Raw genomic sequence first — 5,430 nt, forward strand, 5'->3', positions numbered from 1 at the left:
CCCGAGCAGGGCGCCGGGGGCGCGGGCGACAGCCGGCCTGCTACGCCGCCACGTCTGATCGTGGCGATTTCGGTCGACCAGTTCTCGGCCGATCTCTTCGCCGAATACCGCGGGCGCTTCTCCAAGGGCTTCCCGCGCCTGCTGCAGGGCGCGGTGTTCCCCTCGGGCTACCAGTCGCACGCGGCGACCGAGACCTGCCCCGGCCACTCGACGCTGATGACCGGCGTTCACCCCGCGCGCACGGGCATTCCGGCCAATTCCTGGGTCGAACCCGGCCTCGCGCGTGCGCAAAGGGACGTCTACTGCGTCGAGGACGAGAGCAACCCGAAAAGCACGCCCGACAATCCGGTGGTAAGCCCCGTGCACCTCAAGGCCCCGACGCTCGGCGACCTGCTCAAGAAACGCGATTCGCGCACGATCAACGCGGCGGTCTCGGTCAAGGATCGCGCCGCGGTGATGATGAGCGGGCATGACACCGATGCCGTCTACTGGTTCTCCAAGACCGGCTACACCACCTTCGAAGGGCGCAAGATCCTGCCCACGGTCGCCACCTACAACGCGCAGCTCGCCAGGACGGTGGCGGCGGGCGCGGGCGACATGGCGGTGCCCGCCTTCTGCCAGCCGCTCGACCGCGCGACCCCGATGGGCGGGTTTACGATCGGCACGTACAAGTTTCCCTTCAAGAAGGGCGATTACAGCGCCTTCACCGAAAGCCCGCGGGGGGATCTGGCCACCGCCGACATGGCCGTTCGCCTCGTCGATGCGCTGGGCATGGGCAAGGACGCGGTGCCCGACGTGCTCTCGGTGAGCTTCTCCTCGACCGACAAGGTCGGCCATGCCTTCGGCACCGAAGGGGTGGAGATGTGCATCCAGATGGCAACGCTCGACACCGCGATCGGCACGCTGCTCGACGCGCTCGACGCGCGTGGGATCGACTACGAAGTGGTGCTGAGCGCCGACCACGGCGGGTTCGACGCGCCCGAACGCCAGCGCCTGCGCGGCAATCCCGATGCGGTGCGTATCGATCCCGAACTGAGCGCGGGCGAACTGGCCAAGGCGGTCACCGCGCGCACCGGGATTACCGTTGCCAAGGGCGAACTGCTCTACGGCGGCGGGGAATCGGGCTCGATCTGGCTCTCGGACGAACTGACGGGGGAACGCAAGGCAACGGTGATTTCCGCACTGCTTGCCATCCTCAAGGCCAATCCGCAGATCGAGGGCGCCTTCTCGGCCGACGAAATCCTGGCCCAGCCGATGCCCGAAGGGCATCCGCAGGACTGGACCCTGCTCCAGAAAGTGCGCGCCTCGTTCGTGCCGGGGCGTTCGGGCGATGTGCAGATGCTGACCCGGCGCGGCGTGGTGCCGGGCAAGGCAAAGCCCTTCAAGGTCGCCACGCACGGCAGCCCGTGGGATTACGACCGCCGCGTGCCGATGCTGTTCTGGCGCAAGGGAATGGCCGGTTTCGAGCAGCCTAATCCGGTGGAAACCGTTGATATCGCGCCAACTCTTGCCGCGACTGTAGGCCTCGCCGAGCCCACGGGGACCTGGGACGGAAGATGTCTCGACATTGACGGCATGGAGGCCGATAGCTGCTCTTCATGAGCGATTCGAACACTGGTCTCGTAACCGCGGACGACACGCGCCGCGATCTCATCATCCTGGGCGGCGGCCTTGTCGGCATGACGCTGGCGCTGGCTGCGGCCAGGGCGGGCATCACCAGCCACGTGATCGACCGCGCCGACCCGGCCGACCTCGTTGCCGAGGGCGCGGACGGGCGCGCGTCGGCGGTCTCGACCGCGAGCTGGAACCTGTTCGCCAACATCGGGCTGGGCAAGCGGCTCGCGCCGCTGGGCTGCGCGATCGACACGATCGCGGTGACCGACGGGATGAAGCCGGGCCGGATCGACTTCCAGCCCAAGCCCGAGGACGGCTCGCTCGGTCGCATGTTCTTCAACCGGGACTTGCGCCTTGCGCTGTTCGAGGCGGCCGAGGACGAGCCCAACATCGCCTGGCACGTCAGGACCGAGGCGGTGCGCCGCACCCGCGGCGCGCACGGGGTGGAAATCGAGCTGAGCGATGGGCGCGTGCTCAAGGGCTCGCTGCTGGTCGCGGCCGAAGGGCGCCAGTCGCCCACGCGTGACGAGGCGGGCTTCTCGATGGCCAAGTGGGACTACAAGCACCGCGCGATGGTGACCGCGTTTACCCACTCCAAGCCGCATGAGGGCACCGCCTGGGAAATCTTCTACCCCGAAGGCCCCTTCGCGCTGCTTCCGCTGCTCGATGATGCGCAAGGGCGCCACCGCAGCGCGCTGGTGTGGACCGTCGCCGAAAAGGACGCGGCGGGCGCCATCGCGATGTCGGACACGATGTTCATCAACGAAGTGGCCGCGCGCATGCACGGGGTGCTGGGCGAGATCGCCCTGGCCGCGCCGCGCCTGAGCTATCCGTTGCGCTTCCACCACGCCGCGCGCGTTGTGGACGAGCGGCTGGCGGTGATCGGCGATGCCGCGCACGGCATGCACCCGATCGCCGGGCAGGGCCTGAACCTGGGCCTGCGCGATGTGGGCGCGTTGGTCGAAGTGCTGAGCGAGGGTATGCGCCTCGGGCTTGAGCCGGGCGATGCGCAGTTGCTCGCCCGCTATGAAAAGTGGCGCAGTCTCGATTCGGTGATGGTCATGGCCGCGACCGACACGCTGACCCGCCTGTTCGGCATTCCGGGCCGTCTGCCGAGCGCGGTGCGCCGTTTCGGCATGGCCGCGGTCCAGCGCAGCGGCCTGCTCAAGCGCTTCTTCATGGACGAGGCGCGCGGCATGTCGGGCAAGCTTCCCGAGCTGCTCCAGGCCTGATCGGCCGCAGTGAAAGCGGGCGTCAGGCGGGGCGTCAGGCCGGGGCGGGCGGCTGGCGCCGCGCGCGCCCGTTCAGCGTGAACAGCACGCCTTCGGGGGCGAAGGCGAGCTGCGCTTCGCCTTCGAAGTAGCCCGCCACGATCCGCTCGATCAGCTGGGAACCGAACCCGCGCGAGGCCGGGGGGGCGACCGGCGGACCACCTGTTTCGCGCCAGGTAAAGGCGCAGGCTTCCTCGCTTCCCGACCACGTGAGCGCGACCGTTCCGCCCGGCTGGCTGAGCGCGCCGTACTTGATCGCGTTCGTGGCCAGTTCGTGCAGCCCCAGCGCCAGCCCCAGCGCCTGGCGCGCGCCAAGGCGCAGGGCGGGCCCGGCGATCGTGAAGCGCGGGTCGCACGCGCCCTGCATGTGCGGGGCGAGCGCGGTGGTGATGAGGGCGCTCGCCTCGATGTCGTCGTGCGCGGCGCCGGTCAGCACGTCCTGCGCGCGCGCCAGCGTGAGCAGGCGCGCGTCGATCGCGGCCTGCGCGGATTCCAGACTGTCGGCGCGGCGCAGCGTCTGCGCGGTGATCGCCTGGACGATGGCCAGCGTGTTCTTGACGCGGTGGGTCATCTCCATCGCGATTTCGTGCTGGGCGCTACGCAAAGCCTCCGCTTCGGCGAGCGCGGCGTGGCTGAGCGACAGCGCGCGGCTCAGCTCGATCTGGTTCATCGCCTGGCGCGCGAGAATGCCCAACATGCGCAGCTGCTGGTGGCTGAGCGCGCGTGGCTGGCGATCGATCACGCACAGCGAACCCAGGGCATGGCCCGAGGGCGTGATGAGGGCAAGGCCGGCGTAGAAGCGGATGAACGGGGCGCCGGTGACCAGCGGATTGTCGGCAAAGCGCGGGTCGGCGTGGGTGTCGGGGACGATAAAGGGGTGGTGCCCCTCGATCGCGAACTGGCAGAACGACACGTCGCGCGCGGTCTCGCACACGTCGAGCCCGACGCGGGCCTTGAAGAACTGGCGATCGGCCTCGACGATGCTGACCAGCGCGACGGGCACCCCGCAGATCTCGGCGGCCATCGCCACGATGTCGTCGAGGTCCTGGTGCGGTTCCTCGCTGAGCGCGTAGCGGGCCAGCTCCTCCAGCCGCGCGGCTTCGTGCGCGGCACGCTCGGCCGGGGGCAGCGTGGCGATCGGGCCAATGGGGTTTTCGGGTTCGGCGAACATGGGCCTTGCGCCGCTATTCCCGGCCTTCGACGGGGGGCGCGGAGGCCCCGCCTGAGGCCCCGCCTGAGGCCTCGTCGGAAGGCGTGAGGTCGGTCGGGCTGGCGAGTGGGCTGGGCTGGTCGACCGCGCGGCCTTCGCCGTCCTTGAGGCGGCGCGGGTCGAGCATGGCGGTGGTTTCGAGCAGGTTGAGCGCCTTTTGCACATCCTCGAAGCGGCGCGCGTCGGCGACCCAGTTGTGCGCGGCGTCGGCGCCGGGCAGGCGCTGTACTTCGTCGATCGCGGCATCGATCCGGCGCGCCGTCAGCATGATGCGCGCGCGTTCGATCCGCGCGCGCGGAGAGACCAGCGCGGCCGCGTCGCGGTGGACGGTGAACAGCGAGGACAGCTCGTTGCGGGCGCGGTCCCAGAAGCTCACGGTGTTGCCCGACACGGTCAGTTCGGGCGAGAGCGCCTCGAGCCGGGCGGTCAGCTCGTCGATGGTGACCGGGTCCTTGGAAAAGCCGATGATCGTTTCCACCGCGTGCGGCTGGGCGTCCATGAAGCGCAGCCGCAGCTGGTCGGCGACGTAGCTGAGCGGTTCGCCGCGTTCGACCATGCGGCGCGCGGCGAAGGCGATCAGCAGGCTTTCGGCACGCGCGGCGTTGCCCGAAGCGGCGTCGGTCTGGAAATCGATGCGCGAGAGGCGGTCCTCGATCAGCGCGAGGCGCCCTTCGACCGAGCCCAGCGCCGCGAGCTGTTCGGGGGTGGGCTTGCCCGCCGCGGGTGCGGGCGGCGCGAGGGCGGTGTTGGCGGGGTCGACCAGGGTTTCGGCATTGACCGGAGCGCTGTCTTCCAGCGCGGGGGTTTCGGAGGCTTCGGGCACCGGCAGATAGCGATCGAGCAACCCGCGCGAGGAGGCCCAGGCCACCGCCATGGCGCCGAGCAGGAAGGCGATGATCGCGATGAAGATGATCGCGCCGGTCGAGCGCGCGCGCGCGCGATAGGCCGCGTCGGCCGCGCTCGCGTTGGAAAGAGGCTGTGTTTCGAAGTCCTGCATCAGGTCTGGTTGTCTGCTTGTGTCGATCCCTGCGTGAACTCTTGGCACATCTGGTGCGCCAAGGCCAGCAGCGCGGCATCGCTGGGCTCGGTCGCGGTGCGCGCCGAAGCCCAGGGCGATTTCAGGTCTTTCAGTACGCGCGGACCGATGGCCGCGAGATGAACGCGCGCGGGTGCGATGCCCCACTGCGCGCACAGCTCCTCGAAGCGGCGCGCGGCCTCGCCCGAATGGACGAGCGCGATCACCGGCGCGTCGCCCGCCAGCGCGGCGCGCAAGGGTTCGGGGCCGGGTAGGGCGAGGCTGGCGTAGACCTCGCAGGTGTGCATCGTCACGCCTTC

Annotated in this window: 5 protein-coding genes; 2 read left to right on the top strand and 3 right to left on the bottom strand. The window is 69.8% G+C overall.

The genetic code is table 11. From position 1 onward, the window contains the following. Both MTR62_RS19610 and MTR62_RS19615 read left to right on the top strand, forming a co-directional pair. The coding region (locus MTR62_RS19610) for an alkaline phosphatase family protein (RefSeq protein ID WP_244024111.1) at positions 1-1,602 on the top strand (1,602 nt) is incomplete at its 5' end. Beyond that, positions 1,599-2,846 (top strand): UbiH/UbiF/VisC/COQ6 family ubiquinone biosynthesis hydroxylase, encoded by a 1,248-nt coding sequence (locus MTR62_RS19615; RefSeq protein ID WP_244024113.1) that lies wholly within the window; start codon positions 1,599-1,601, stop codon positions 2,844-2,846. The genes MTR62_RS19610 and MTR62_RS19615, both read left to right, overlap by 4 nt. 34 nt (positions 2,847-2,880) lie before the next feature. On the opposite strand, the gene MTR62_RS19620 is transcribed toward MTR62_RS19615, so the two are convergent. From MTR62_RS19620 to MTR62_RS19630, 3 genes are all read right to left on the bottom strand, one after another. Further along, on the bottom strand, positions 2,881-4,056 hold the full coding sequence (locus MTR62_RS19620) for a sensor histidine kinase (RefSeq protein WP_244024115.1): 1,176 nt from the start codon (positions 4,054-4,056) through the stop codon (positions 2,881-2,883). Between the two features lie 13 nt (positions 4,057-4,069). After that, on the bottom strand, positions 4,070-5,092 hold the full coding sequence (locus tag MTR62_RS19625) for an MICOS complex subunit MIC60 (RefSeq protein WP_244024117.1): 1,023 nt from the start codon (positions 5,090-5,092) through the stop codon (positions 4,070-4,072). Next, positions 5,092-5,430: uroporphyrinogen-III synthase (locus tag MTR62_RS19630; RefSeq protein ID WP_327194442.1), on the bottom strand; the 339-nt coding region annotated here is incomplete at its 5' end. The genes MTR62_RS19625 and MTR62_RS19630, both read right to left, overlap by 1 nt.

This window comes from Novosphingobium organovorum (assembly GCF_022832435.1).
GTDB lineage: Bacteria > Pseudomonadota > Alphaproteobacteria > Sphingomonadales > Sphingomonadaceae > Novosphingobium > Novosphingobium organovorum.

Coding starts and splice junctions, on each gene's coding strand:
- MTR62_RS19625 (WP_244024117.1), bottom strand. CDS start 5,092: ATGCAGGACTTCGAAACACAGCCTCTTTCCAACGCGAGCGCGGCCGAC.
- MTR62_RS19620 (WP_244024115.1), bottom strand. CDS start 4,056: ATGTTCGCCGAACCCGAAAACCCCATTGGCCCGATCGCCACGCTGCCC.
- MTR62_RS19615 (WP_244024113.1), top strand. CDS start 1,599: ATGAGCGATTCGAACACTGGTCTCGTAACCGCGGACGACACGCGCCGC.